Consider the following 23,112-nt stretch of genomic DNA (forward strand, 5'->3'; position numbering starts at 1 on the left):
AGAACGACCGCGAAGGGTTTAGTCTTCATCAAATCCGGCATTGAAGAGCGCGATAACCGCCGCCAGCGCCTCAGCTTCTTGCGGACCGTTGGCTTCAATCTCAATCTGACGCCCTTTGGCCGAGTCGAGCATCAGCAGGGCTATCACGCTATTGGCTTCAGCTTCAATCCCTTCGTCATTGCGCAACAGCACCTCAGCATCATAGTTCTGCATTAATTCGAATAATTTCATTGCCGGACGAGCGTGCATGCCCAGCTTATTGGTGATCTCAACGGTTTGCTTCACGGTCATGATTTACGTTTTTCCAGCGTCCGGTGACGAGACTGCACGTTTTTACCGCGCGAGCGGAAGTAGTCCGCCAGCTGTTCGGCGACGTAAACTGAACGGTGTTTACCCCCGGTACAACCAATCGCCACCGTCAGATAGCTGCGGTTATTGGTCTCCAGCATGGGTAACCATAGCTCAAGATAGCTGCGGGTCTGGTAGATAAAATTGTGAACTTCTGTGTGTCGATCGAGGAAGGCGGCGACCGGTTTATCGAGGCCAGTCATTGGACGCAGCTTTGGATCCCAGTGCGGGTTTGGCAGGAAGCGCACATCAAAGACGTAGTCAGCGTCGATGGGGATGCCGTGCTTAAAGCCAAAGGATTCGAAGACCATTGTCAGTTCGCGTTCGCGTTTACCTAACAAACGCGTGCGCAGCATTTCAGCCAGCTCATGCACTGACATTTCGGAAGTATCGACAATCAGGTCGGCGCGGGAACGCAAAGGCTCCAGCAGATCGCTCTCTTCATCAATAGCGCTTTCCAGCGACAGGTTTTTACTCGAGAGCGGGTGCAGGCGCCGCGTATCGCTATAGCGGCGAATTAAGGTGTTACGATCGGCATCAAGGAACAACAACTGAGGCGAAAATTCGGCGGGCAGGTTTTTCATCGCCTGCTCAAAGACTTCCGGCGACTCGGGCATATTACGCACATCAATGCTGACGGCCGCCGAAATATTTCTGTCCGCAAGGGTGCGCGCCAGTTCGGGCAGCAGTACAACTGGCAGGTTATCCACGCAGTAAAAGCCCATATCTTCCAGCGCTCGCAGGGCGACGGATTTCCCCGACCCTGAACGGCCGCTGACGATCATCAGTACCATGTACCGTTTCTCCTCAGTACGATAAAGAGTAAGGTGCGATTCCTGTTATGCTTCATCATTGCTTCCTGAACCGGTGATGATGTCATATAGCTCTTCATCACTTTGTGCGGCGCGCAGGCGACGGCAAATGGTTTTATCCGCCAGACGTTTTGCGACCAGCGACAGCGTATGCAGATGCGTTTTTGTTTGATCGGCGGGAACGAGAAGAGCAAACAGGAGATCGACGGGTTGATTGTCGATAGCATCGAATGCGATGGGGGTTTCCAACTGAACAAAAACGCCCACAGCCCGTAGCGTATCCTCTTCAAGTTTGCCATGTGGAATCGCAATACCGTTACCAATCCCGGTACTGCCCATTTTTTCACGGGTGAGAATGGCTTCGAACACCACCTGGGGCGGTAAGCTTAGCTGTTTTGCCGCCAGCTCGCTGATGATTTCCAGCGCGCGTTTTTTGCTTTGGCAGTGAACCTGGCTACGGGTACATTCCTGGTTAAGGACGTTGCTCAGTTGTAGAGCCGAATCGTTATTTGTCATAATTTCACCTGAGCTCTTCCTTGCCAACCGCCGGTAAGCGGTTGGCACAGGCTATTGCCCGGACAATTAGTGTTGTTTCAGTTTATCTTTATGTTTTGTTAACTGTCTCGCCAGCTTATCAATAAGACCATCGATGGCGGCGTACATATCCTGCCCTTCCGCACTGGCATGGATTTCACCACCATTGACATGCAGATTGGCATCCGCAATTTGCGTCACCTTCTCTACTTTTAACACTATATAGACCTGGTTGATCCTGTCGAAAAACTGCTCCAGTTTGCTAAATTTCGCATTCACGAAATCACGCATTGCGGGGGTTATTTCGACGTTTTGCCCTGTAATGTTGAGCTGCATAGTGTCTTCCTTATCGGTTGGGTCAAACTAACTGTTTACGCTGGTTTGACGGCGGAATAGATAAAGATTCTCGGTACTTAGCGACGGTACGGCGCGCCACCATAATACCCTGCTCGGATAACATGGTGGTGAGTTTACTGTCGCTCAATGGCTTCGCGGGGTTCTCCGCGGCGATTAACTTCTTCACCAGCGCACGAATGGCTGTCGACGATGCTTCGCCGCCGCCTTCGGTGTTGACATGGCTGGAGAAGAAATACTTCAGCTCAAAAATACCGCGTGGACTGTGCAGGTATTTTTGCGTGGTAACGCGTGAGATAGTGGATTCATGCATTTCGACGGCCTGGGCAATATCTGCCAGAACCATCGGCTTCATAAACTCTTCACCCTGTTCAAAGAAGGCCTGCTGCTGTTCAACGATACAGCGACTGACGCGTAACAGTGTATCGTTACGGCTTTCCAGACTTTTGATAAGCCAGCGGGCTTCCTGCAGATTACTGCGGATAAACTGACCATCCGCATCGTTGCGTGCGCTGTTACCCATGGCTGCATAGTGCTGATTGATCTTCAGGCGCGGAAGGCTGTCTGAATTGAGTTCGACCACCCAGCGACCGTTCACTTTGCGCACCAGAACATCAGGAATAACATATTCGGGTTCACCGGTCTGAATGGACTGGCCAGGGCGCGGATCCAGCGACTGGATCAGATTTACTGCTTCTTTGAGGACGTCTTCTTTGAGACGGGTGACGCGCATCAATGTGCGGAAATCATGATTGGCCAGCAGATCGAGATGATCGCTAATGATCTGTCGCGCTTCATCAATCCATGGCGTCTCTTTGGCAAACTGAGAAAGCTGGACCAGCAGGCAGTCGCGCAGATCTTTTGCCGCTACGCCGACGGGATCGAAACGCTGAACACGTTTGAGAACGGCTTCGACCTCTTCAAGCCCGATTTCATCATCGCCGATGCTTTCCACGATCTCTTCAACAGAAACGGTCAGGTAGCCAGTATCATCAACGGCATCGACGATCGATGTGGCGATAGCGCGATCGGTGTCAGTGAAAGGGGTGAGTTCCACCTGCCACATCAGATAATCCTGCAGGCTCTGGGTGGTTTCCCCCTGATAAATCGGCAGTTCATCATCCTGATAATCCACCCCGTTGCCTGACGGGGTACCTGCGGTGTAAATCTCATCCCAGCTGGCGTCAAGCGGTAACTCTTCCGGCATATCTTTCTGCTCAAGAGCGTCAACGCTATCCAGAGATTCGCGATCCTCTGTCTCTTTGGTTTCTACCTCATCGTGAAGATCGGTTTGCTCGAGCAACGGGTTACTCTCCAGCGCCTGCTGGAGTTCTTGCTGGAGTTCTAACGTGGACAACTGCAACAGGCGAATTGCCTGCTGTAGTTGTGGCGTCATGGCAAGCTGTTGGCTTAACCTTAATTGCAAACCTTGCTTCATATTCAGAGCTAATATCTCCGGCTAAAACGTCTGTAACCTCTACCCTATCAGAGTCTGAAGTCTTCCCCAAGATACACGCGCTTAACCTGCTCGTCTTCAAGGATTTGTTGCGGCGTACCGTGGGCAATCAGGTGCCCCTGGCTGACGATATAGGCGCGCTCACAAACGGCCAGCGTCTCTCTGACGTTATGGTCGGTGATCAGTACGCCAAGTCCGCTGTCGCGCAGGTGTTCAATAATGCGTTTGATATCGATAACGGAAATCGGGTCAACGCCGGCGAAAGGTTCATCCAGCAGGATAAACTTCGGGTTAGCGGCCAGCGCGCGGGCGATTTCTACCCGGCGACGTTCACCGCCGGAGAGCGCCTGGCCGATGTTATCGCGCAGGTGCTCAATATGAAACTCTTCCATAAGCTCTTTTGCCCGGTCTTCACGCTGCTCATTGCTGAGATCGTCGCGAATCTGCAATACGGCCATCAGGTTATCGTAAACGCTCAGGCGACGGAAAATAGACGCTTCCTGCGGCAGGTAGCCGATACCGCGGCGGGCGCGGGCATGCAGAGGCAGCAAGCTGATGTCTTCATCATCAATAATAATGTTGCCCGCGTCGCGCGGTACAATACCGACCACCATATAGAAAGTGGTTGTCTTACCGGCGCCGTTCGGGCCCAGCAGGCCGACAATCTCCCCGGAGTTGACGGTCAGACTGACATCTTCCACCACCCGGCGGCCTTTATAGGCTTTGGCGAGATTCTTTGCAGTTAATGTTGCCATAACGAATTACTTACCCTTCTTTGACTGATCGTTGCCTTTGTCCTGCAACTGCGAAGGAACCAGTACCGTGGTTACACGTCCACCTTTATTGCTGAACGCCTGCATTTTTTGCTCTTTCACCAGATAGGTGATTTTGTCACCCTGAATATTGCTATCAAGCTGTTCCAGATGGGCATTACCGGTCAGAACGACAAAGTCATTTTGCAGTTCATAATGCATCTTTGATGCGCGGCCTTTTACTGGTTTGCCATTGTCCTGCATCTGGTAGAAGGTTGCCGGGTTACCGTAACCGTCGATCACTTCTTTGCCTTTCTCTCCGCCGGGACGGGTGACGACAACTTTATCAGCATTGATTTTGATCGTTCCCTGCGTGACGACAACATTACCAGTAAAGGTCACGACGTTGCCCTGCATATCCAGCGACTGCTGATCGGATTCAATATGAATCGGCTGATCGGTATCACCCGTTTTTGCCAGTGCCGGCAAGCTGGCGGCCAGTAAGGCGCTGGCGAGCGCAATCTTAAGGCTGAGTTTGTTTGTTCTGAATTTCATAAGAGGTTCTAACCTTTTCAATCAGCTCGGCATTTTTGCTGCGTAGGTTCCCGCGCATTTTCAGGCCGCTGGAATTAAATGTTGTCCCGTACAATGTCACCATGTCATCGGAGGTAACATCCTGTGTCACCAGGTTTATCTGGGCGTTATCCGTCGTAATTTTGCGCAGTTGAGCATCCGCTGTTAGCGCATTGACTTCAACGTGCCCGTAAAGATACAGCATGCGGTCGTTCGTTAACTTCGCTTTATCAGCCGTGACGGACCAGGTCGGTACTTTGTTCGTATCAAAGGTGGTCATCACGGGTTTAGTAAACCACGAGATTTGCTGCGCGGAAAAATACGCCACATGTTCAGCGGTCAACCGGTAGCTAAGCGCGCCTTCCGGGCTATAAACTACAGTATCGGTATGCTCGCTGGTATACGTTGGCTCATCAGGATTGACCGCCTGTTGGGAGGTATCGTCCGTACTCGCCAGGTTAAGACCAATCAGGATCAGCGCGGCCAGCGACAGTAAAATGATAACCCAACGTCTGGTTTTACTCATATCGATTGCCCTTTGGCCTCATCCAGCTTGCCTTGCGCCAATAGTAGCAAATCGCACACTTCCCGTACCGCTCCGCGACCACCGTTGATACGCGTGACGTAATCCGCACGTGGGATCAGCAGGGGGTGAGCATCGGCTACCGCGACGCTTAAACCGACTTCAGCCATAACCGGCCAGTCAATAAGATCGTCACCAATATAGGCCGCTTCATCTGCATGAACAGCCAGCTTGTTGAGTAATTCATGAAACGCCAAAAGCTTATCAGATTGCCCCTGGTACAGATGCGTGATGCCCAGCGTCTGACAACGGTCTTCCACCAGTTTAGCTTTTCGCCCGGTAATTATCGCCACTTCAATACCTGAGGTCAGGACACAGCGGAGCCCGTAGCCATCACGGACATTAAACGCTTTCAGCTCTTCGCCATTGTTGCCCATGTAGATAAGGCCATCAGACAGGACGCCGTCCACATCCAGGATCAATAAACGGATCTTCGCCGCCCGGTCGATAAACTCCTGGCTTACTGGCCCATAGCAGGTCGTCAACAGGGCATCAGTATTATTCATTATTTTTTCCTTACTTACACTACACCTGCGCGCAGGAGATCGTGCATATGTACCACACCCAGTAGACGGTCGCCATCAGCAACCAGTACGCAGGTGATGTGACGAGATTGCATCAGGTTCAGCGCATCGACGGCCAGCGTGCCGGGACGGATGCGGATACCGCCTCGCGTCATTACCTCGGCAATACTGGCATTGCGCATATCGATGCCAGTATCAAATACCCGGCGTAGATCGCCATCGGTGAAAATGCCGATGATGTTCATTTCATCATCGCAGATCGCGGTCATGCCCAGATTTTTACGTGTGATCTCCAGTAACGCATCGCGCAGCGTGGCGCGCAGGCTAACGTGCGGAATCTCATCGCCGGTGTGCATAATATCATTAACTCGCAGGAGCAGTTTACGTCCCAGCGCGCCGCCGGGATGCGACAACGCAAAATCTTCAGCGGTAAAACCGCGTGCTTCCAGCAGTGCCACCGCGAGCGCATCGCCCATAACCAGCGCGGCGGTCGTGCTTGTTGTTGGCGCCAGCCCCAGTGGACACGCCTCTTTAGGGACCTTGACGCATAAATGAATATCCGCTGCGCGCGCCATGCTGCTTTCAGGGCGACTGGTCATGCAAATTAATGAAACCTGCTGACGCTTGAGGACAGGGATCAGGGCGAGAATTTCATTGGATTCACCGGAGTTAGACAGTGCGATAACCACGTCATGTGAGGTGACCATGCCTAAATCACCGTGCGCGGCTTCGCCTGGATGAACAAAAAATGACGGTGTGCCGGTGCTGGCAAAGGTGGCCGCCATTTTACGTCCGATGTGGCCGGATTTGCCCATCCCCATCACCACCACTTTTCCGCTACAGCGAAAAATGGTCTCACAGGCGCGGGTAAAATCTTCATTAATGTATTGATCGAGCTGCGTCAGACCTTCACGTTCAATTTCCAGAACCTCACGGCCTGCCCGTTGAAAGTCAAAATCCGCTGGCAAATCTGTTTGCGACATAATGTTATCCCGAATCATTCAACGAAGAGCGGCGCTGTCCAGTACAGCATCGCCAACCAAAGCACAAAACCGCAAACTAACAGGGCACCGACAAGCCTGCCTGGCTGCTGTTTACGACGCCAGCACAGTAGGGCAAACACCAGGCTGACCAGCAGCATGACGCCATAGTCGCGGGTGAAGGCCTCTGCGGTGAAGGCGCCAGGGGCAATTAGCGCGGGGAGGCCGAGGACGAGCACAATGTTAAGAATATTCGCGCCAATGATATTCCCGATAGCAATATCATTTTCACCTTTTCGCGCCCCGGCGATAGCGGTTGCCAGTTCCGGTAAGCTGGTGCCTATGGCCACCACCGTTAAGCCAACGCTCAGCTCGCTGATGGCAAAAAAGTTTGCCAGTACCGTGGCGTTATCAACGACCATTCGCGCGGCCATTGGCATCACAATCAACGCAACGCCCAGCCAAAGCAAGGCGACGGGAAGCGACCCTTCACGTGGCAGCTCCGCCAGCTGTTCGCGGGTCAGGCTATCGCTACCCTGACGTTCCGCGAGACGGGCGATTTTAAGGGTGAACAGTAGCCAGAGTACGGCCAGCGTCAGTAAAAAAAAGCCATCCATCCTCGTGAGCTGCCCGTCATATAGCACAACCCCCGCCAGTAAACTGACCAGCAACATTAGCGGTAATTCACGACGCAGGATATCAGAATGCACGGTAAAAGGCTGAAACAGCGCAGTGATACCGAGAATCAACAGAATATTGGTGATATTCGATCCGAGCGCGGTGCCAATCGCCAGCTCGGTTTGCCCGTGGAGGGAGGCGGCGGTGGAGACGATGATTTCCGGTAAACTGGTACCGATGCTGACCACCGTCATGCCAATAATAAGCGGGGGGATCCCCAGGAGACGGCAAAGTATTGAAGCGGCGTAGACCAGACGATCGGCGCTGTAGACAACCAGCAATAAACCAATAATTAACAGAGCCGTCGCTAAGAGCATCTAACGTCCTTTCTTCAGGTATAATCGTCGCCTCGCTGGCCGTCCGTAGGCAGCGTAACGAATTCTTAATTTTGACTTTATACCCGTCATACTTCAAGTTGCATGTGCATTGACGCTGAGTGACTCGTTTTATTCATGGGATTTATCCTTATGGGCGGTGACTCTGCGGTGCGCGTTATTTAGGGAATATGTGCGGAAAAAGTAAAACAAATGCCAGTTTTGGTTAACCGGGGCGGGTAAGTTTCTGTAAAAATGTTGGGTTTGTGGTGAAAGAAAGCGCCATGCTTATCCCGATGGGTGTCTAGTAAGGATGATTTTATGAGCCAGAGTTTGGCGAATTTAGTCGAAGTGCGCGGTATTCGCTTCTCGCGGGGCGAACGTGTGATCTTTGATGATATCTCGCTGTCGGTCCCTCGCGGTAAGATCACTGCGATCATGGGCCCATCAGGGATCGGCAAAACTACCCTGTTGCGCCTGATAGGCGGCCAGATCCCACCCGATAAGGGCGAGATCCTGTTTGATGGTGAAAACGTACCGCAAATGTCGCGTTCGCGCTTGTATACCGTCCGCAAGCGTATGAGCATGCTATTTCAGTCCGGCGCGCTGTTCACTGATATGAATGTGTTTGATAACGTCGCATATCCGTTACGTGAGCATACGCGTTTGCCGGAGGCGCTGTTGCACACCACGGTGATGATGAAACTGGAAGCCGTCGGCCTACGCGGAGCCGCGAAACTGATGCCTTCTGAACTCTCCGGTGGTATGGCGCGCCGCGCCGCACTGGCGAGGGCTATTGCGCTGGAACCTGATTTAATCATGTTTGATGAGCCCTTTGTCGGTCAGGATCCCATCACTATGGGGGTGCTGGTGAAGTTGATTTCTGAACTCAACAGTTCCCTCGGTGTCACGTGTATTGTGGTTTCCCATGATGTACCGGAAGTGCTCAGCATTGCGGACTTTGCGTATATCGTGGCGGACAAAAAAGTTGTGGCGTATGGCAGCGCGCAGTCGCTGCGTGAAAATACCGATCCTCGGGTTCGTCAGTTCATTGATGGTATTGCCGACGGCCCGGTGCCGTTCCGCTATCCGGCGGGCGATTATCATCATGATTTATTGGCCAAAGGGAGTTAAGCGACTCATGTTGTTAAATGCGCTAGGCGCGCTCGGACATCGGGGTATAAAAACTATCGCGACGTTCGGACGTGCTGGATTAATGCTCTTCAACGCCGTTGTGGGCAAGCCCGAATTGCGTAAGCATGCGCCGCTGCTGGTGCGTCAGCTGTATAACGTTGGTGTGCTGTCAATGCTGATCATTATTGTATCGGGGCTGTTTATCGGTATGGTGCTGGGCCTGCAGGGCTATCTGGTATTGACCACTTACAGCGCAGAAACCAGCCTCGGCATGCTGGTGGCGTTATCGCTGTTGCGTGAGTTGGGGCCAGTGGTCGCCGCGCTGCTGTTCGCCGGGCGCGCGGGTTCCGCGTTGACCGCTGAAATCGGCCTGATGCGGGCGACTGAACAAATCTCCAGCATGGAGATGATGGCTGTTGACCCACTGCGCCGCGTTATTTCTCCGCGTTTCTGGGCGGGGGTGATCTCACTCCCACTGTTAACCATTATTTTTGTGGCGGTGGGCATCTGGGGAGGGGCGCTGGTTGGTGTTAGCTGGAAGGGTATCGACAGTGGATTCTTCTGGACTGCGATGCAAAATGCCGTCGACTGGCGGATGGATCTGGTTAACTGCCTGATCAAGAGCCTGGTTTTTGCCATTACGGTGACATGGATTGCGTTATTTAATGGTTATGACGCTATCCCCACTTCCGCCGGGATTAGCCGGGCGACGACGCGTACCGTGGTGCATGCGTCGCTGGCGGTTCTGGGGCTGGATTTTGTGCTGACTGCGCTGATGTTTGGGAATTGAGTTCATGCAAACGAGAAAAAATGAAATTTGGGTCGGTGTGTTCTTGCTGGTCGCGCTGCTGGCCGCGTTGTTTGTCTGCCTGAAAGCGGCGAACGTGACTTCCTTGCGTACGGAACCGACCTATCGGCTCTATGCCACCTTTGACAATATCGGCGGCCTGAAAGTGCGTTCTCCGGTGCGTATCGGCGGTGTCGTGGTGGGACGCGTTGAGGATATTTCGCTTGACCCGCAAACTTATCTGCCGCGGGTGACTCTCGATATTGATAAACGCTATAACCACATTCCGGACACCAGCTCGCTGGCAATCAGAACTTCCGGCCTGCTAGGGGAACAGTATCTGGCGATGAATATTGGTTTTGAAGATCCTGACCTGGGAACCTCTATCCTTAAAGATGGCGGCACTATCCAGGACACCAAATCTGCAATGGTGCTGGAAGATCTGATCGGTCAGTTCCTTTACAACAGTAAAGGCGGTGACAATAAGAATTCTGGCGATGATCGGGCTGCGAGCGAGGGGCATACTGATGCCACGCAGCCAGCCGGCACGACGCATTAATTTCAGGAGAGATGAGACATGTTTAAACGCTTACTAATGGTCGCCATGCTGGTGATTGCTCCTTTGACCGCGGCCGCCGCTGCGGATCAATCTAATCCATATAAGCTGATGAACGAAGCGGCGCAGAAAACCTTTGATCGCCTGAAGAACGAACAGCCGAAAATTCAGGCCAACCCGAACTACCTGCGCGATATCGTCGATCAGGAACTGTTGCCGTATGTTCAGGTTAAATATGCCGGCGCACTGGTGTTGGGACGTTACTACAAGGAGGCCACGCCGGCGCAACGTGAAGCCTATTTCGCCGCCTTCCGCGAATACCTGAAACAGGCCTATGGTCAGGCCCTGGCGATGTATCATGGTCAGACCTATCAGATTGAGCCGGAGAGGCCGTTGGGCGATGCGACCATTATTCCTATCCGCGTAACCATTCTTGATCCGAATGGTCGCCCACCGGTTCGTCTTGATTTTCAGTGGCGTAAAAATACCCAAACCGGTAACTGGCAGGCTTACGATATGATTGCGGAAGGGGTAAGCATGATCACCACCAAGCAGAACGAGTGGAGCGATCTGCTGCGTACTAAAGGGATTGATGGCCTGACGGCGCAACTGAAGTTAATTTCCGCACAGCCAATTACTCTGGAACAGAAAAAATAATGGCCGGGCAACTGAGCTGGGACCGTGACGGCGAGACGCTGACGCTACGCGGGGAACTGGATCAGGATTTCCTGCTCCCGCTCTGGCAGGCGCGCGCTCAGGCAACGGTTGGCGTATCGGCAATTGACCTCAGTGCAGTGACACGTGTGGATACTGCCGGACTGGCGCTATTAGTGCATTTTATCGCGCTGGTTCGCCGGCAGGGCCGGGAAGCGAACGTGATCGGCCAGAGTGAAAATCTGCAGACGCTGGTCCGGTTATATAACCTTCCTGCCGATATGATCCCATAATTTTTTCAATGAGTTATTGCTGAAGCTATTCTGAAAGCCCCGTCAAACTTTTTGATGGGGCTTTTTGCTTGTTTAAGACAGCGCCACTTTCCTCTAAGATGTTGGGCTGTTTTCACTATCAGATAAATGTTAGCCCATGGAAAATCATGAAATTCAGACTGTGCTGATGAACGCACTCTCCCTTCAGGAAGTCCACGTCTCTGGAGATGGTAGCCATTTTCAGGTTATTGCTGTGGGTGAGATGTTCGACGGCATGAGCCGGGTCAAGAAGCAGCAGACGATCTACGCCCCGCTGATGGAATATATTGCCGATAATCGCATTCATGCTCTGTCAATTAAAGCGTTTACCCCGCAGGAGTGGGCGCGAGACCGCAAACTTAATGGCTTTTAAGCTGTGGGGATGTTCCCCGCAGCGTATGTGAATTCTTAACAGAGAACAGAATCAATGGATAAATTCCGTGTTCAGGGGCCCACTCGTCTTCAGGGCGAGGTCACCATTTCCGGCGCCAAAAACGCCGCCCTGCCAATCCTCTTTGCTGCGTTACTGGCTGAAGAGCCGATTGAGATCCAAAACGTACCGAAGCTGAAAGATATTGATACCACCATGAAGCTACTGAGCCAACTGGGCGCGAATGTTAAGCGCAATGGCTCCGTATGGATTGATGCTGGCCCGGTTGACGTTTTCTGTGCTCCATATGATCTTGTCAAAACCATGCGTGCTTCTATTTGGGCGCTGGGACCGCTGGTTGCCCGTTTCGGCCAGGGTCAGGTGTCACTTCCTGGCGGCTGTGCTATCGGTGCGCGTCCGGTTGATTTGCACATTTCCGGCCTTGAGCAACTGGGCGCGGAAATTAAACTGGAAGAGGGCTATGTTAAGGCGTCGGTTAATGGACGTCTGAAGGGTGCGAATATCGTGATGGATAAGGTTAGCGTTGGCGCGACCGTGACCATTATGAGCGCAGCGACGCTGGCGGAAGGGACGACTGTTATTGAAAATGCCGCGCGCGAGCCGGAAATTGTCGATACCGCCAACTTCCTCAATACGCTGGGCGCGAAAATTACAGGTCAGGGAACCGATCGTATCACCATCGAAGGCGTCGCACGCCTCGGCGGCGGTGTATACCGCGTGCTGCCGGATCGTATCGAAACCGGTACGTTCCTGGTGGCAGCGGCGATTTCTGGCGGTAAGATCCTCTGCCGCAATGCCCAGCCTGACACGCTGGATGCCGTGCTGGCGAAGCTTCGTGACGCCGGCGCGGATATCGAAACGGGCGAGGACTGGATTAGCCTGGATATGCATGGTAACCGTCCAAAAGCCGTGAACGTGCGTACCGCACCACATCCTGGCTTCCCGACGGATATGCAGGCCCAGTTCACGTTGCTGAATCTGGTGGCAGAAGGCACCGGCGTGATTACCGAGACCATCTTTGAAAACCGTTTTATGCACATACCGGAACTGATCCGCATGGGCGCTCATGCTGAAATTGAAAGCAATACCGCCATTTGCCATGGCGTGAAACAGCTTTCTGGGGCGCAGGTGATGGCGACGGATTTACGTGCGTCTGCCAGCCTGGTGCTGGCGGGCTGTATCGCGGAAGGTACGACGATTGTCGATCGTATCTATCATATTGACCGCGGTTATGAACGTATTGAAGACAAACTGCAGGCGCTGGGCGCGAATATTGAGCGCGTCAAAGGCGAATAAATCGGTAGCGGCAGCAGCCCTCTGGCGTAGGTGCAAGGGCTGCTGTTTATAACCGTACGTTACTTACTCTTCTTTCTCTGACGCATCATCTGCGTCCTGTCGATGAACTGATGGGTATCAGGGTCGTGATAGCGCGACGGCCATATCACCCAGGGAACGGTTTCCAGCGCATTGGCAATGATCAGCTCGCCTTTAGGCCATGGTCGGGTTAATGCATTTGCCAGGGTTGAAGAACTTAAACCATTACGCCGCGATTCAGCCGCCAGAGATGTCCCTCTTTTGTGTAATCCGGCAATAATATCCGCTGGGTGCCAGTCGGTGAACTTATCCATAAATTCCTCCTGGTAAGAAAAAACTTTTCGTCCTTACTGGACGACGAGTCAATCATACCTTGAGTTCCAGTATTGTTCTAACAAGTTCTTTTAAATGGGTCTTATATTTAGGAATATATCAATGTGCCAGGGTTTTAAGGAGTTTGTTGGATTTTATTGGAACTTTCCCGCGATTTTGCACGGGAAAGTGGGGAGGGTTAATGATCGCGTTGTACCGCGATATGGGCGAGACCAATCAGCGCTTCACGCCACTGGGAGTCAGGAAGAACCTGCAGTGCGTTAATCGCTTTATCGGCCTCTTCTTCCGCGCGTTTTTGGGTCCATTCGAGTGAGCCACAGGTCGCCATGGTTTCCAGTACGGCTTCCAGCAGGTGGCGGCCATTACCTTGCTCTATCGCCTCGCGGATCATGGCGGCCTGTTCTGCCGTACCGTGTCGCATTGCGTGCAGCAGCGGAAGCGTGGGTTTACCTTCGTTCAGATCATCACCGACGTTTTTGCCGAGACGCGCGCCATCTGAGCTATAGTCGAGTAAATCATCGATCAGCTGGAAGGCGGTGCCCAGATAGCGACCGTAATCCTGGAGCGCCTTTTCTTGGTCAGCGGTGCAGTTGGCCAGGATGCCTGAACACTGGGCGGCGGCCTCAAACAAGCGCGCGGTTTTGCTGTAAATCACCCGCATGTAGTTTTCTTCAGTGATATCGGGGTCATTGACGTTCATTAACTGCAGAACTTCACCTTCTGCAATGACGTTAACGGCTTCTGACATCACCTCCAGAACTCTCAATGAGCCAAGACGGGTCATCATTTGAAAGGCCCGCGTATAGATAAAATCCCCCACCAACACGCTGGCTGCGTTGCCAAAGGCGGCGTTTGCTGTGGCTTTTCCTCTGCGCATGTCTGATTCATCCACGACATCATCATGTAGCAGAGTGGCGGTGTGGATAAATTCGATCAGTGCCGCTATAGCGACATGCGCGTTCCCGTGGTAACCGACAGCTCGCGCGGCCAGCACGGCAATCATCGGGCGAATACGCTTGCCGCCTCCACTGACGATGTAATAGCCTAACTGATTGATAAGCTGAACATTTGAGTTGAGTTGCTCAAGGATTGCCGCATTAACGCCCGCCATATCCTGCGCGGTTAACTCATTGATTTTTTCTAAATTCATCGCAAAAGCCGGGCCAAATGTCCTGTTACCGCGTATCCGAATGGGATCACAGAAGGAGAAGATAAAATTACAAGAATACGTGATTGTACTGAAAATTTGCCGTAGATAAACGTTGGCGTGAAAGTTGTGTTTTTTTCAGCGTTGATTTGCTAATCGCTCTTGTCAAAGGCTCGCGTTTTGCGTAATATTCGCGCCCTATTGTGAATATTTATAGCGCACTCTGAATCATACGAAGAGGTGCGCGGAAGCGGAGTTCTATATGTACGCGGTTTTCCAAAGTGGTGGTAAACAACACCGAGTAAGCGAAGGTCAAACCATTCGCCTGGAAAAGCTGGACATCGCAACTGGCGAAGCTGTTGAGTTCGCTGAAGTGCTGATGATCGCAAACGGTGAAGAAATTAAGATCGGCGTTCCTTTCGTTGAGGGCGGCGTGATCAAAGCTGAAGTTGTTGCGCATGGTCGTGGCGAGAAAGTTAAAATTGTTAAGTTTCGTCGTCGTAAACACTACCGTAAGCAGCAGGGCCATCGTCAGTGGTTCACTGATGTGAAAATTACTGGCATCAGCGCCTAAGACCTGAGGAGAGATTTAAATGGCACATAAAAAGGCTGGCGGCTCAACTCGTAACGGTCGCGATTCAGAAGCTAAACGTCTGGGCGTTAAGCGTTTCGGTGGCGAATCCGTTCTGGCGGGTAGCATTATCGTTCGTCAGCGTGGTACCAAGTTCCACGCTGGTGCTAACGTAGGTTGCGGTCGTGACCACACGCTGTTTGCAAAAGCAGACGGTAAAGTGAAATTTGAAGTTAAAGGCCCGAACAACCGTAAATACATCAGCATCGTTGCTGAGTAAGTTTTCGTGGTCCGGTAACGGATTGAAGCCCCGCACACGTTGCGGGGCTTTTTACATTAGAATCCCGGATATTTTTCTGCAGGGAAAACGGGTATGAAACAGCAGGCCGGCATCGGCATTCTCTTAGCGCTCACCACGGCGATGTGTTGGGGCGCTTTGCCGATCGCAATGAAGCAGGTTCTGGCAGTGATGGACCCGCCGACGGTGGTTTTTTATCGCTTTTTGATGGCAAGTTTTGGCCTCGGGGTCATCCTGACCGTTAAAAAAAAGCTGCCACCAATGCGAATTTTTCGCAAGCCGCGTTGGTTGATACTGCTGGCCATTGCGACAGGTGGCTTGTTCGGTAACTTCATTCTGTTTAGTTCTTCCCTGCAATATCTCAGCCCCACCGCCTCCCAGGTCATCGGTCAGTTGTCCCCGGTCGGTATGATGGTCGCCAGCGTTTTGGTCCTTAAAGAGAAAATGCGCGGCACCCAGATTATAGGCGCGATAATGCTAATTAGCGGTCTGGTTATGTTCTTTAACACCAGCCTGCTTGAGATTTTTACCCGCCTGACGGATTACACGTGGGGGGTTATTTTCGGCGTAGGGGCGGCGGCAGTATGGGTTAGCTACGGTGTTGCACAAAAGGTGTTATTACGTCGCCTGGCATCACAGCAGATCCTTTTTTTGCTGTACACTTTATGTACGATAGCGCTACTGCCGTTAGCGACGCCATCTCGTGTGTTGGCGCTAAGCAACTGGCAACTGGCCTGCCTGATTTTTTGCGGGCTGAACACCCTGGTGGGTTACGGCGCGCTGGCAGAAGCGATGGCGCGCTGGCAGTCGGCGCAGGTGAGCGCGTTGATTACCTTAACGCCGCTATTTACGCTGCTGTTTTCAGATTTATTATCACTGGCCTGGCCCGACGTTTTCGCCAGACCGTTGTTGAACCTGTTAGGTTATCTCGGTGCGTTTGTCGTGGTTGCGGGCGCGATGTATTCCGCCATAGGTCATCGTCTTTGGGGACGATGGCGCAAGCGAGAAGCGGCTGTGCCGCTGCCCCGCTCAGGCGAATGATTTACGGAGAGTAAAATGAAGTTTGTTGATGAAGCAACGATCCTGGTCGTAGCAGGCGATGGCGGCAATGGCTGCGTTAGCTTCCGCCGCGAAAAATATATTCCCAAAGGCGGCCCGGACGGCGGCGATGGCGGCGATGGCGGTGATGTCTGGCTGGAAGCGGATGAAAACCTGAATACGCTGATTGACTACCGTTTTGAGAAGTCCTTCCGCGCGGAGCGCGGGCAGAACGGTCAGAGCCGCGATTGTACCGGGAAACGTGGTAAAGACGTGACGGTGAAGGTGCCGGTGGGGACCCGTGTTATCGATCAGGGAACCGGCGAGACCCTGGGCGATATGACCAGGCATGGTCAGCGGCTGATGGTGGCTAAAGGCGGCTGGCATGGTCTGGGTAATACTCGGTTTAAATCCTCCGTTAACCGTACGCCGCGTCAGAAGACGATGGGGACGCCTGGCGATAAGCGCGATCTGTTGCTGGAGCTGATGCTGCTGGCAGATGTCGGCATGCTGGGGATGCCAAATGCCGGTAAATCCACGTTTATTCGCGCGGTTTCGGCTGCGAAGCCAAAAGTCGCTGACTATCCGTTTACGACGCTGGTACCGAGCCTCGGTGTGGTGCGTATGGATAGTGAGAAGAGCTTTGTCGTTGCCGATATTCCCGGGCTGATTGAAGGCGCAGCGGAAGGCGCAGGCCTTGGTATTCGCTTCCTGAAGCATCTTGAGCGTTGCCGGGTATTACTGCACCTTATTGATATTGAGCCGATTGACGGTTCCGATCCGGTTGAAAACGCGCGGATTATTATCGGCGAGCTGGAGAAATACAGTGAAAAACTGGCTTCTAAGCCACGCTGGCTGGTCTTTAATAAGATTGACCTGATGGATAAAGCTGAGGCGGAAGCCAAAGCAAAAGCCATCGCTGAAGCACTGGGCTGGGAAGAGAAGTTCTATCTGATTTCGGCCGCCAGTCAGCAGGGCGTGAAAGAGCTGTGCTGGGACGTGATGACCTTTATCATAGAAAACCCGATTGTGGCTGTGGAAGAAGAGAAAGCTGCGGAAAAAGTCGAGTTTATGTGGGATGACTACCACCGTCAGCAGCTTGAAGAAGCAGAGCTCGCGGCGGAAGATGATGAAGACTGGGACGATGACTGGGATGAAGACGACGAAGAAGGCGTTGAATTCATCTACAAGCGTTAATCCCCTAAAATCTCAAGGGCCGCATATGATGCGGCCCTTTTGCTTTAGTAATTCTGATATAAGTCTTTGTACAACCGGCTTTCGAACCGTACCAGTGGAATACGGCGGTTACGCTGATCGGCGGGTTCTACGGCATATCCTGACAAATACTGGACAAAAGCAAGCTTCTGCCCGCTGGCGGTGGTGATGAAACCGGCCAGGTTATACACCCCTTGCAGTGAACCCGTTTTGGCCGAAACTTTGCCATCAACGCCCGCCTCATGAAGCCCAGCCCGGTACTGCAGCGAACCATCATGGCCAGCCAGAGGCAGCATTGAGATGAAGTTGAGCTCATTATCGTGTTGGGCAATGTACTGAAGCACTTTCATCATTGTGGTCGGGGCGATGAGGTCATGGCGCGACAGGCCCGAACCATCAACGATAATGGTGTTTCCCAGGTCAATACCGGCCTGCTGGCGTAGAATTTGCCGCACCGCATCGGAACCGGCTCGCCAGGTACCCGGCACACCGAAACGCGCATGGCCAATGGTGCGGAATACCGTATCGGCAATCATGTTGTCTGATTTTTTCAACATAATTCGTAACAGGTCATGCAGCGGCGCAGATTGTGTGCTTGCCAGAACGGTACCCGCTGCGTTCGCCAGCGTTTGCCGCAGCAGCGTGCCGCTCCAGGTGATGCCGGCATCAGTCAGCTCGGCTTTCAGAATCGCACCGGCATAGCTGGCGCCATCCTGAATGGCGAAAGCCAGTGGCAGCGGCTCGCTACGTTGCGGTAGACAGCCGGTCAGGGTGTAGCGGTTGAGATCGCCGGGAACGACGTCCAGTTCACAATATTGTGCTTCAGAGGCGCCGGGAGCCAGAGTGCGCACCTGGCTAAACATGGTCACCGGGTAGTAAGATGCCACGCGAATAAACGCCAGATCGCCTGGCTTTTGCGCACTATAGAGCGAGATGGAGAAGCAGTTACGGTCAACAATCGCCGCCGCCGGTGGGGCGCTAAAGCACTGGGTCAGATCATTCCACGGCCAGCCTGGTGCTTTGTCATGGCTGGCGAATATGGAGGTATCGATCAGCACATTGCCCTCAATACGCTGGACGCCCGCTTTTTTCAGCGTAGCAACCATATTGCGGATATCCTGGCGGGTAAGCGTAGGGTCGCCGCCGAAGCGCGCAATGAGATCGCCTTTTATTGTACCGCCATCAATGCTGCCTTTCGTTTCCAGCGTCGTGGTAAAGCGGAAGTTCGGCCCCAGTTGCAGTAGGGCGGCCAGGGCGGTGATGACTTTTTGGGTGCTGGCTGGTAGCGCCATTTGCTGGCTGTGATAGTCTATCACTGGCGTTGGAGAACCTACTTTCTGTGCCATAAAGGCCAGGTTTGCCCCAGCAGGCAGCTGAGTAATGTATTCGTCAATATTCGCTGCCTGAGCGCTAATCGCTATACCGGCAGTCAATCCGATGATAAATCTGGGAAATCGCATAATCTCGCGCTAACAACCTGAAACCAGGACGTCATACTACGGCGCAACGCCCTGTAAAGTAAACGATGACCCATAGTGAACTTCAGGGTAAAATACGTATCAAATTGAAAATTGCTGCTGATCTGGAGAGTCCTTTCCGGGTCGGTTTTCTTTTTGCTCAAGTTCTGCATAAGTCTTGACCGGTCATAGCGTAGTGAAGTTTGCTCTGTGGCTGAATGATAAAGAGGTATAAAAATGCAAGCTATTCCGATGACCTTACGTGGCGCTGAAAAACTGCGCGAAGAACTGGATTTCCTCAAGTCCGTGCGTCGTCCTGAAATTATTGCCGCTATTGCTGAAGCACGCGAACACGGCGACCTGAAAGAGAATGCCGAGTATCATGCCGCTCGTGAACAGCAAGGCTTCTGCGAGGGGCGCATTAAGGATATTGAAGCGAAGCTGTCGAATGCTCAGGTCATTGATATCACCAAAATGCCAAACAACGGGCGAGTCATTTTTGGGGCGACGGTGAGCGTGTTGAATCTCGATACCGAGGAAGAGCAAACCTATCGTATCGTTGGTGATGATGAGGCCGATTTTAAGCAAAATCTGATTTCTGTGAATTCGCCGATAGCACGTGGTTTGATCGGTAAAGAGCAGGATGATGTCGTCGTCATCCGTACGCCTGGCGGCGACGTAGAATTCGAAATTATTAAGGTTGAATACCTGTAATCCGAATTCAACGCTACGATGTTGATGGATTGTAAAGAAAGGAAAAAGGCCGCTTAGCGGCCTTTTATCAACGTCCGGAGCATGGCATTTTGCTCGTCTACCCGCAGAAAACCCTCGATTTACACAGCATTGTGTTGATAACCAGGATATTCTTAGCGTGGCAGCGGGATTTTACGCTCTTTAGTCGGGCGATACAGAACCAGCGTTTTACCGATGACCTGTACATTACAGGCACCGGTTTCACGCACGATAGCATCCACGATCAAGATTTTAGTTTCGCGATCTTCCGAGGCGATCTTCACCTTGATAAGTTCATGGTGCTCTAACGCTTGTTCAATCTCGGCCAGTACCCCTTCGGTCAAACCATTGTTGCCAAGCATAACTACCGGCTTGAGCGGATGTGCCAGACCTTTCAGGTGCTGTTTTTGTTTAGTACTCAGATTCATCGTATTTTTTGCTTACGTTGGGATTGAAAACGGGTCATTCTACCGCCATCTCCCATATATCGCCAAACTACTGCGCCGATTTTTACACCGCAAAGTATGATGAACCCGAAATGGGAATGTTAAATGACAGGTAAAAAGCGTTCTGCCAGCTCGAGTCGCTGGCTTCAGGAACACTTTAGCGATAAATATGTTCAACAGGCGCAGAAAAAGGGGCTACGTTCCCGAGCCTGGTTTAAACTTGATGAAATACAGCAAAGTGACAAAATTTTTAAACCGGGGATGACGATTGTTGACCTCGGCGCTGCACCGGGGGGGTGGTCGCAATACGCGGTGACTCAAATCGGTAACAGCGGTCGCATTATTGCTTGCGATCTTTTACCTATGGATCCAATCGTTGGAGTGGACTTTCTTCAGGGCGATTTTCGTGATGAATTAGTCCTGAAAGCGTTACTTGAACGTGTCGGTGACAGTAAAGTACAAGTGGTCATGTCCGATATGGCGCCAAATATGTGTGGAACACCGGCGGTGGATATTCCCCGGGCCATGTATCTGGTGGAACTGGCGCTTGAAATGGCTCGTGATGTATTAGCGCCAGGTGGTAGTTTTGTAGTGAAGGTGTTCCAGGGCGAAGGTTTCGATGAGTATCTAAGAGAGATTCGCTCCCTGTTTACGAAGGTCAAAGTTCGTAAGCCGGACTCTTCCCGCGCCCGTTCGCGTGAAGTGTATATTGTAGCGACCGGGCGTAAACCATAACCGGTAGATTTCAGACGAAAGTTTGAAAGACGCTGGATATAGAGTATCCTGACGCTGTTTTTAACACAGTTGTAATAAGAGGTTAATCCCTTGAGTGACATGGCGAAAAACCTAATACTCTGGCTGGTCATAGCCGTTGTGCTGATGTCAGTATTCCAGAGCTTTGGGCCCAGCGAGTCTAATGGCCGAAAGGTAGATTATTCAACCTTCCTGCAAGAGGTCAATCAGGACCAGGTTCGCGAAGCGCGTATCAACGGACGTGAGATCAACGTTACCAAGAAAGATAGTAACCGTTACACGACTTACATTCCGGTTAATGATCCGAAGCTGCTTGATAACCTGTTGACGAAAAACGTCAAAGTGGTTGGCGAGCCGCCGGAAGAACCGAGCCTGCTGGCTTCTATCTTCATTTCCTGGTTCCCGATGCTGTTGCTAATCGGGGTCTGGATCTTCTTTATGCGCCAGATGCAGGGCGGCGGTGGCAAAGGCGCCATGTCGTTCGGTAAGAGCAAAGCGCGCATGCTGACGGAAGATCAGATTAAAACCACTTTTGCTGATGTCGCGGGTTGCGATGAAGCGAAAGAAGAAGTGGGGGAGCTGGTTGAATACCTGCGCGAACCGAGCCGTTTCCAGAAGCTGGGCGGAAAAATACCGAAAGGCGTCCTGATGGTCGGTCCTCCGGGTACCGGTAAAACCCTGCTGGCGAAAGCTATCGCAGGCGAAGCGAAAGTCCCGTTCTTTACTATTTCCGGTTCTGACTTCGTGGAAATGTTCGTCGGTGTGGGCGCATCTCGTGTGCGTGACATGTTCGAGCAGGCCAAGAAAGCGGCACCGTGCATTATCTTCATCGATGAAATTGATGCTGTCGGCCGTCAGCGTGGCGCGGGTCTCGGCGGCGGTCATGATGAACGCGAACAGACGCTGAACCAGATGCTGGTTGAAATGGACGGCTTCGAAGGTAACGAAGGTATCATCGTTATCGCGGCGACTAACCGTCCGGACGTACTTGACCCGGCGCTGCTGCGTCCTGGCCGTTTCGACCGTCAGGTCGTGGTTGGGCTGCCGGATGTTCGCGGTCGCGAGCAGATCCTGAAAGTGCATATGCGTCGCGTACCGCTGGCGCCGGATATTGATGCGGCAATTATTGCGCGCGGTACGCCAGGCTTTTCAGGCGCCGACCTGGCGAACCTGGTGAACGAAGCGGCGCTGTTTGCCGCCCGTGGCAACAAGCGTGTCGTTTCGATGGTCGAGTTCGAGAAGGCGAAAGACAAAATCATGATGGGCGCGGAACGTCGCTCCATGGTGATGACCGAAGCGCAGAAAGAATCTACCGCTTACCACGAAGCAGGCCATGCGATTATTGGCCGCCTGGTACCGGAACACGATCCGGTACACAAAGTAACGATTATTCCGCGTGGTCGGGCATTGGGTGTGACCTTCTTCTTGCCTGAAGGCGACGCAATCAGCGCCAGCCGTCAGAAACTGGAAAGCCAGATCTCCACGCTGTACGGCGGTCGTCTGGCGGAAGAGATCATTTACGGCGTAGAGCATGTTTCTACCGGTGCGTCGAACGACATTAAAGTCGCGACTAACCTGGCGCGTAACATGGTCACTCAGTGGGGCTTCTCCGACAAACTCGGTCCGCTGCTGTATGCAGAGGAAGAGGGGGAAGTGTTCCTGGGCCGCAGCGTCGCGAAAGCGAAGCATATGTCTGATGAAACGGCGCGTATTATCGACCAGGAAGTAAAATCCCTGATTGAGCGTAACTACAATCGTGCGCGTCAGTTGCTGAACGACAACATGGACATCCTGCACGCGATGAAAGATGCGCTCATGAAGTATGAGACCATTGATGCGCCGCAGATTGATGACCTGATGGCACGACGCGACGTTCGCCCGCCTGCTGGCTGGGAAGAACCGGGCTCGACCAATAATTCTGGCAATAATGGTACGCCGAGTGCGCCGCGTCCGGTCGATGAACCGCGTACGCCAAACCCGGGTAATACTATGTCAGAACAACTGGGCGACAAATAAGTTAGCCGTTGTTGATGCTGTTGTATTTTTCTAAAACCCCAGGGCGCTTGC

At 52.6% G+C, this 23,112-nt stretch carries 29 protein-coding genes; 14 read left to right on the forward strand and 15 right to left on the reverse strand.

The genetic code is table 11. From position 1 onward, the window contains the following. Window positions 1-18: 18 nt before the first annotated feature. From npr to FE839_RS22185, 11 genes are all read right to left on the reverse strand, one after another. Window positions 19-291 carry a PTS phosphocarrier protein NPr gene (gene npr, locus FE839_RS22135; protein ID WP_138362916.1) on the reverse strand — a complete coding sequence of 91 codons (273 nt, stop codon included), beginning with the start codon at window positions 289-291 and terminating at the stop codon, window positions 19-21. After that, window positions 288-1,142, reverse strand: a complete 855-nt coding sequence (rapZ, locus tag FE839_RS22140; protein ID WP_138362917.1) for an RNase adapter RapZ — start codon at window positions 1,140-1,142, stop codon at window positions 288-290. Before rapZ ends, npr begins: the two co-directional genes overlap by 4 nt. A gap of 45 nt (window positions 1,143-1,187) precedes the next feature. Further along, window positions 1,188-1,676 (reverse strand): PTS IIA-like nitrogen regulatory protein PtsN, encoded by a 489-nt coding sequence (gene ptsN / locus FE839_RS22145; RefSeq protein ID WP_138362918.1) that lies wholly within the window; start codon window positions 1,674-1,676, stop codon window positions 1,188-1,190. A 66-nt stretch (window positions 1,677-1,742) separates the two neighbouring features. Beyond that, entirely contained in the window at window positions 1,743-2,030 is a 288-nt protein-coding gene (gene hpf, locus FE839_RS22150) for a ribosome hibernation promoting factor (protein WP_138362919.1), read from the reverse strand. 22 nt (window positions 2,031-2,052) lie between these two features. After that, window positions 2,053-3,486, reverse strand: coding sequence for an RNA polymerase factor sigma-54 (gene rpoN, locus FE839_RS22155; RefSeq protein ID WP_138362920.1), 1,434 nt, complete (start codon window positions 3,484-3,486; stop codon window positions 2,053-2,055). Between the two features lie 47 nt (window positions 3,487-3,533). Next, window positions 3,534-4,259, reverse strand: a complete 726-nt coding sequence (gene lptB / locus FE839_RS22160) for an LPS export ABC transporter ATP-binding protein (protein ID WP_138362921.1) — start codon at window positions 4,257-4,259, stop codon at window positions 3,534-3,536. Between the two features lie 6 nt (window positions 4,260-4,265). Next, on the reverse strand, window positions 4,266-4,811 hold the full coding sequence (gene lptA / locus FE839_RS22165; RefSeq protein ID WP_138362922.1) for a lipopolysaccharide ABC transporter substrate-binding protein LptA: 546 nt from the start codon (window positions 4,809-4,811) through the stop codon (window positions 4,266-4,268). After that, on the reverse strand, window positions 4,780-5,355 hold the full coding sequence (lptC, locus tag FE839_RS22170; protein WP_138362923.1) for an LPS export ABC transporter periplasmic protein LptC: 576 nt from the start codon (window positions 5,353-5,355) through the stop codon (window positions 4,780-4,782). The genes lptA and lptC overlap by 32 nt, the downstream gene beginning before the upstream one ends. After that, window positions 5,352-5,918, reverse strand: a complete 567-nt coding sequence (gene kdsC, locus FE839_RS22175) for a 3-deoxy-manno-octulosonate-8-phosphatase KdsC (RefSeq protein ID WP_138362924.1) — start codon at window positions 5,916-5,918, stop codon at window positions 5,352-5,354. Before kdsC ends, lptC begins: the two co-directional genes overlap by 4 nt. A 14-nt stretch (window positions 5,919-5,932) precedes the next feature. Continuing rightward, window positions 5,933-6,937, reverse strand: coding sequence for an arabinose-5-phosphate isomerase KdsD (gene kdsD, locus FE839_RS22180; RefSeq protein ID WP_171034945.1), 1,005 nt, complete (start codon window positions 6,935-6,937; stop codon window positions 5,933-5,935). Continuing rightward, the gene (locus FE839_RS22185) at window positions 6,934-7,911 is read right to left on the reverse strand and encodes a calcium/sodium antiporter (RefSeq protein ID WP_138362926.1); all 978 of its coding nucleotides are present in this window, start codon (window positions 7,909-7,911) and stop codon (window positions 6,934-6,936) included. Before FE839_RS22185 ends, kdsD begins: the two co-directional genes overlap by 4 nt. Before the next feature lie 318 nt (window positions 7,912-8,229). On the opposite strand from FE839_RS22185, the gene mlaF reads away from it, so the two are divergent. The 7 genes from mlaF (at window position 8,230) to murA (ending at window position 13,037) form a co-directional block, all read left to right on the forward strand. Beyond that, a complete protein-coding gene (mlaF, locus tag FE839_RS22190; protein ID WP_138362927.1) occupies window positions 8,230-9,042 on the forward strand; it encodes a phospholipid ABC transporter ATP-binding protein MlaF in 813 nt (270 codons plus the stop codon). 7 nt (window positions 9,043-9,049) lie between these two features. Beyond that, the gene (mlaE, locus tag FE839_RS22195) at window positions 9,050-9,832 is read left to right on the forward strand and encodes a lipid asymmetry maintenance ABC transporter permease subunit MlaE (protein WP_138362928.1); all 783 of its coding nucleotides are present in this window, start codon (window positions 9,050-9,052) and stop codon (window positions 9,830-9,832) included. 4 nt (window positions 9,833-9,836) lie between these two features. Continuing rightward, window positions 9,837-10,388: an outer membrane lipid asymmetry maintenance protein MlaD gene (gene mlaD / locus FE839_RS22200; protein ID WP_138362929.1), complete on the forward strand. Its 552-nt coding sequence runs from the start codon at window positions 9,837-9,839 to the stop codon at window positions 10,386-10,388. Between the two features lie 18 nt (window positions 10,389-10,406). Then, window positions 10,407-11,042, forward strand: a complete 636-nt coding sequence (gene mlaC, locus FE839_RS22205) for a phospholipid-binding protein MlaC (protein ID WP_138362930.1) — start codon at window positions 10,407-10,409, stop codon at window positions 11,040-11,042. Next, complete coding sequence (mlaB, locus tag FE839_RS22210; protein WP_138362931.1) at window positions 11,042-11,332, forward strand: lipid asymmetry maintenance protein MlaB; 291 nt, start codon at window positions 11,042-11,044, stop codon at window positions 11,330-11,332. Before mlaC ends, mlaB begins: the two co-directional genes overlap by 1 nt. Window positions 11,333-11,468: 136 nt before the next feature. After that, window positions 11,469-11,723 (forward strand): BolA family iron metabolism protein IbaG, encoded by a 255-nt coding sequence (gene ibaG, locus FE839_RS22215; RefSeq protein WP_138362932.1) that lies wholly within the window; start codon window positions 11,469-11,471, stop codon window positions 11,721-11,723. A 54-nt stretch (window positions 11,724-11,777) separates the two neighbouring features. Beyond that, on the forward strand, window positions 11,778-13,037 hold the full coding sequence (gene murA / locus FE839_RS22220; RefSeq protein ID WP_138362933.1) for a UDP-N-acetylglucosamine 1-carboxyvinyltransferase: 1,260 nt from the start codon (window positions 11,778-11,780) through the stop codon (window positions 13,035-13,037). 59 nt (window positions 13,038-13,096) lie between these two features. Here murA and sfsB read toward each other — a convergent pair whose 3' ends face one another. Further along, the gene (gene sfsB, locus FE839_RS22225; RefSeq protein ID WP_138362934.1) at window positions 13,097-13,369 is read right to left on the reverse strand and encodes a DNA-binding transcriptional regulator SfsB; all 273 of its coding nucleotides are present in this window, start codon (window positions 13,367-13,369) and stop codon (window positions 13,097-13,099) included. Between the two features lie 197 nt (window positions 13,370-13,566). Next, window positions 13,567-14,538 carry an octaprenyl diphosphate synthase gene (ispB, locus tag FE839_RS22230; RefSeq protein WP_138362935.1) on the reverse strand — a complete coding sequence of 324 codons (972 nt, stop codon included), beginning with the start codon at window positions 14,536-14,538 and terminating at the stop codon, window positions 13,567-13,569. 259 nt (window positions 14,539-14,797) lie between these two features. Here ispB and rplU point away from each other — a divergent pair, with 259 nt between their 5' ends. The 4 genes from rplU to cgtA all read left to right on the forward strand — a co-directional run bounded on the left by rplU (window position 14,798) and on the right by cgtA (window position 17,639). Then, entirely contained in the window at window positions 14,798-15,109 is a 312-nt protein-coding gene (rplU, locus tag FE839_RS22235) for a 50S ribosomal protein L21 (protein ID WP_004106123.1), read from the forward strand. Window positions 15,110-15,128: 19 nt separating this feature from the next. Beyond that, a complete protein-coding gene (gene rpmA / locus FE839_RS22240) occupies window positions 15,129-15,386 on the forward strand; it encodes a 50S ribosomal protein L27 (RefSeq protein ID WP_138362936.1) in 258 nt (85 codons plus the stop codon). 93 nt (window positions 15,387-15,479) lie between these two features. Further along, window positions 15,480-16,445: a DMT family transporter gene (locus tag FE839_RS22245; RefSeq protein ID WP_138362937.1), complete on the forward strand. Its 966-nt coding sequence runs from the start codon at window positions 15,480-15,482 to the stop codon at window positions 16,443-16,445. A 15-nt stretch (window positions 16,446-16,460) separates the two neighbouring features. After that, complete coding sequence (gene cgtA / locus FE839_RS22250) at window positions 16,461-17,639, forward strand: Obg family GTPase CgtA (RefSeq protein ID WP_138362938.1); 1,179 nt, start codon at window positions 16,461-16,463, stop codon at window positions 17,637-17,639. Window positions 17,640-17,683: 44 nt separating this feature from the next. On the opposite strand, the gene dacB is transcribed toward cgtA, so the two are convergent. Next, window positions 17,684-19,117, reverse strand: a complete 1,434-nt coding sequence (gene dacB / locus FE839_RS22255) for a serine-type D-Ala-D-Ala carboxypeptidase (RefSeq protein ID WP_138362939.1) — start codon at window positions 19,115-19,117, stop codon at window positions 17,684-17,686. A 234-nt stretch (window positions 19,118-19,351) separates the two neighbouring features. On the opposite strand from dacB, the gene greA reads away from it, so the two are divergent. After that, window positions 19,352-19,828 (forward strand): transcription elongation factor GreA, encoded by a 477-nt coding sequence (gene greA / locus FE839_RS22260; RefSeq protein WP_138362940.1) that lies wholly within the window; start codon window positions 19,352-19,354, stop codon window positions 19,826-19,828. Between the two features lie 152 nt (window positions 19,829-19,980). Here the strand turns inward: greA and yhbY are convergent, their stop codons facing one another. Further along, on the reverse strand, window positions 19,981-20,274 hold the full coding sequence (yhbY, locus tag FE839_RS22265; RefSeq protein ID WP_138362941.1) for a ribosome assembly RNA-binding protein YhbY: 294 nt from the start codon (window positions 20,272-20,274) through the stop codon (window positions 19,981-19,983). Window positions 20,275-20,397: 123 nt separating this feature from the next. Here yhbY and rlmE point away from each other — a divergent pair, with 123 nt between their 5' ends. Both rlmE and ftsH read left to right on the forward strand, forming a co-directional pair. Next, window positions 20,398-21,027, forward strand: a complete 630-nt coding sequence (rlmE, locus tag FE839_RS22270) for a 23S rRNA (uridine(2552)-2'-O)-methyltransferase RlmE (RefSeq protein ID WP_138362942.1) — start codon at window positions 20,398-20,400, stop codon at window positions 21,025-21,027. A 99-nt stretch (window positions 21,028-21,126) separates the two neighbouring features. Next, window positions 21,127-23,061 carry an ATP-dependent zinc metalloprotease FtsH gene (gene ftsH / locus FE839_RS22275; RefSeq protein WP_138362943.1) on the forward strand — a complete coding sequence of 645 codons (1,935 nt, stop codon included), beginning with the start codon at window positions 21,127-21,129 and terminating at the stop codon, window positions 23,059-23,061. Window positions 23,062-23,112 lie beyond the last annotated feature (51 nt).

The organism is Klebsiella indica (assembly GCF_005860775.1).
Classification (GTDB): domain Bacteria; phylum Pseudomonadota; class Gammaproteobacteria; order Enterobacterales; family Enterobacteriaceae; genus Klebsiella; species Klebsiella indica.

Bases quoted from the DNA above. Each gene is read 5' to 3' on its own strand.
- rpmA (WP_138362936.1), top strand. From the start codon at position 15,129: ATGGCACATAAAAAGGCTGGCGGCTCAACTCGTAACGGTCGCGATTCA.
- cgtA (WP_138362938.1), top strand. From the start codon at position 16,461: ATGAAGTTTGTTGATGAAGCAACGATCCTGGTCGTAGCAGGCGATGGC.
- greA (WP_138362940.1), top strand. From the start codon at position 19,352: ATGCAAGCTATTCCGATGACCTTACGTGGCGCTGAAAAACTGCGCGAA.
- mlaB (WP_138362931.1), top strand. From the start codon at position 11,042: ATGGCCGGGCAACTGAGCTGGGACCGTGACGGCGAGACGCTGACGCTA.
- dacB (WP_138362939.1), bottom strand. From the start codon at position 19,117: ATGCGATTTCCCAGATTTATCATCGGATTGACTGCCGGTATAGCGATT.
- rapZ (WP_138362917.1), bottom strand. From the start codon at position 1,142: ATGGTACTGATGATCGTCAGCGGCCGTTCAGGGTCGGGGAAATCCGTC.
- mlaC (WP_138362930.1), top strand. From the start codon at position 10,407: ATGTTTAAACGCTTACTAATGGTCGCCATGCTGGTGATTGCTCCTTTG.
- ibaG (WP_138362932.1), top strand. From the start codon at position 11,469: ATGGAAAATCATGAAATTCAGACTGTGCTGATGAACGCACTCTCCCTT.
- rpoN (WP_138362920.1), bottom strand. From the start codon at position 3,486: ATGAAGCAAGGTTTGCAATTAAGGTTAAGCCAACAGCTTGCCATGACG.
- kdsC (WP_138362924.1), bottom strand. From the start codon at position 5,918: ATGAATAATACTGATGCCCTGTTGACGACCTGCTATGGGCCAGTAAGC.
- murA (WP_138362933.1), top strand. From the start codon at position 11,778: ATGGATAAATTCCGTGTTCAGGGGCCCACTCGTCTTCAGGGCGAGGTC.
- lptC (WP_138362923.1), bottom strand. From the start codon at position 5,355: ATGAGTAAAACCAGACGTTGGGTTATCATTTTACTGTCGCTGGCCGCG.
- ptsN (WP_138362918.1), bottom strand. From the start codon at position 1,676: ATGACAAATAACGATTCGGCTCTACAACTGAGCAACGTCCTTAACCAG.
- mlaD (WP_138362929.1), top strand. From the start codon at position 9,837: ATGCAAACGAGAAAAAATGAAATTTGGGTCGGTGTGTTCTTGCTGGTC.
- hpf (WP_138362919.1), bottom strand. From the start codon at position 2,030: ATGCAGCTCAACATTACAGGGCAAAACGTCGAAATAACCCCCGCAATG.
- yhbY (WP_138362941.1), bottom strand. From the start codon at position 20,274: ATGAATCTGAGTACTAAACAAAAACAGCACCTGAAAGGTCTGGCACAT.
- lptB (WP_138362921.1), bottom strand. From the start codon at position 4,259: ATGGCAACATTAACTGCAAAGAATCTCGCCAAAGCCTATAAAGGCCGC.
- rlmE (WP_138362942.1), top strand. From the start codon at position 20,398: ATGACAGGTAAAAAGCGTTCTGCCAGCTCGAGTCGCTGGCTTCAGGAA.
- rplU (WP_004106123.1), top strand. From the start codon at position 14,798: ATGTACGCGGTTTTCCAAAGTGGTGGTAAACAACACCGAGTAAGCGAA.
- npr (WP_138362916.1), bottom strand. From the start codon at position 291: ATGACCGTGAAGCAAACCGTTGAGATCACCAATAAGCTGGGCATGCAC.
- mlaF (WP_138362927.1), top strand. From the start codon at position 8,230: ATGAGCCAGAGTTTGGCGAATTTAGTCGAAGTGCGCGGTATTCGCTTC.
- FE839_RS22185 (WP_138362926.1), bottom strand. From the start codon at position 7,911: ATGCTCTTAGCGACGGCTCTGTTAATTATTGGTTTATTGCTGGTTGTC.
- mlaE (WP_138362928.1), top strand. From the start codon at position 9,050: ATGTTGTTAAATGCGCTAGGCGCGCTCGGACATCGGGGTATAAAAACT.
- lptA (WP_138362922.1), bottom strand. From the start codon at position 4,811: ATGAAATTCAGAACAAACAAACTCAGCCTTAAGATTGCGCTCGCCAGC.
- ispB (WP_138362935.1), bottom strand. From the start codon at position 14,538: ATGAATTTAGAAAAAATCAATGAGTTAACCGCGCAGGATATGGCGGGC.
- FE839_RS22245 (WP_138362937.1), top strand. From the start codon at position 15,480: ATGAAACAGCAGGCCGGCATCGGCATTCTCTTAGCGCTCACCACGGCG.
- ftsH (WP_138362943.1), top strand. From the start codon at position 21,127: ATGGCGAAAAACCTAATACTCTGGCTGGTCATAGCCGTTGTGCTGATG.
- sfsB (WP_138362934.1), bottom strand. From the start codon at position 13,369: ATGGATAAGTTCACCGACTGGCACCCAGCGGATATTATTGCCGGATTA.
- kdsD (WP_171034945.1), bottom strand. From the start codon at position 6,937: ATGATTCGGGATAACATTATGTCGCAAACAGATTTGCCAGCGGATTTT.